This is a genomic window from Haloferax profundi (assembly GCF_001469865.1).
Classification (GTDB): domain Archaea; phylum Halobacteriota; class Halobacteria; order Halobacteriales; family Haloferacaceae; genus Haloferax; species Haloferax profundi.
In genome coordinates, this window is record NZ_LOPV01000355.1 from 1 (window position 1) to 517 (window position 517).

The window sequence follows — 517 nt, forward strand, 5'->3', positions numbered from 1 at the left end:
TGACGCGCTCAGATCAATCCAGAGTGAAGTGGACTCAATCACGACAGTTGGGTCTTCTGGAACGAGTCGAACCGGCGAGAGTCAGACTGGGTTACCGGTTGATTCACCGCCCGAAATCGAAGTAGAGTATCGTGGAAGAGTTGGAATCGAAGGTGCTGTCTCTGTCGATGGAAATGGGTGGGCGTATGAAGCCAAACTTCCACTCCTTGGTTCCCACCAGGCTCAGAACGCAGGCGTTGCGGTGACGTTGGCAAACCAGATAACTGATGTGAAGAGCGATGCGGTCAAGCGTGGGCTTCGCAACGCACATTGGCCCGGACGATTCGAGGTCATGAGCCGAGAGCCACTCATCGTTCTCGACGGTGCACACAATCCTGGTGGTTGTCAAAAAGTGTCTGAGACCTTGGGTTCGTTTGATTACGACTCTCTACATCTCGTTGTAGGTGCGATGTCAGACAAAGACCATCGTGGAATGGCCGACGCGCTTCCATCGGCTGATACTGTAGTAACCTGTGAA

At 53.2% G+C, this 517-nt stretch carries 1 protein-coding gene; it reads left to right on the forward strand.

Annotated features, from left to right (window positions below; translation table 11 throughout):
* Positions 1–268: 268 nt before the first annotated feature.
* Positions 269–517 (forward strand): glutamate ligase domain-containing protein (locus AUR66_RS22720; RefSeq protein ID WP_331457004.1); only part of this gene is annotated, 249 nt, incomplete at its 3' end.